Source organism: Nonomuraea recticatena, assembly GCF_039533245.1.
Classification (GTDB): Bacteria; Actinomycetota; Actinomycetes; order Streptosporangiales; family Streptosporangiaceae; genus Nonomuraea; species Nonomuraea roseola.
The window spans coordinates 1-501 of the sequence record NZ_BAAATE010000217.1; the positions used below are offsets into that span (position 1 = coordinate 1).

Below are 501 nucleotides of genomic sequence, written 5' to 3' on the forward strand. Positions count from 1 at the left end.
CGCGCTTAATACGATCTGGCATCTCGCCAGCGAGCACCCGCAGCGCATTTTCTTGCAGCGCAATTTCCTGTTCCAATTCGGGCACTAAAGAAGCAGCCAGCAAGCGCTGCGACTCTGTCTGCTGAATAGCTAGTGCTGTAATCTCCCCGGCCTCATATTGCAACTTGATAATCTGCAATGTACTATCATTGAGTTGCACATTTCGTTTAGCTACTTCGATCTTGGCATCTAGCATGAGCAAGTTGAAGTAGCCCATGGCCACACGCGCAATCAAGTTGGTCTGTACCGCTTTACGTGCTTCATGTGTTTCGAGATAATCGGCCACCACCATATCTTGGCGATTACGAATTTTGCCCCAAATATCGAGCTCCCAACTAAAGCTAACATCGGTACCAAACTGCGAAAGCAACACATACATATTCTCGGGCTGTTCGCGACTGCCGTCAGCATAATACTTAGAGGACGGCGCCGATACAAAATCTCGCGAGCGCCATTGCCTAT

1 protein-coding gene is annotated in these 501 nt (G+C 49.1%); it reads right to left on the reverse strand.

Features of this window, described 5'->3' with window-relative positions; genetic code table 11:
* On the reverse strand, positions 1-412 hold a 412-nt coding region (locus tag ABFX50_RS51225; RefSeq protein ID WP_346158587.1), incomplete at its 3' end, for a TolC family protein.
* Positions 413-501: the final 89 nt, after the last annotated feature.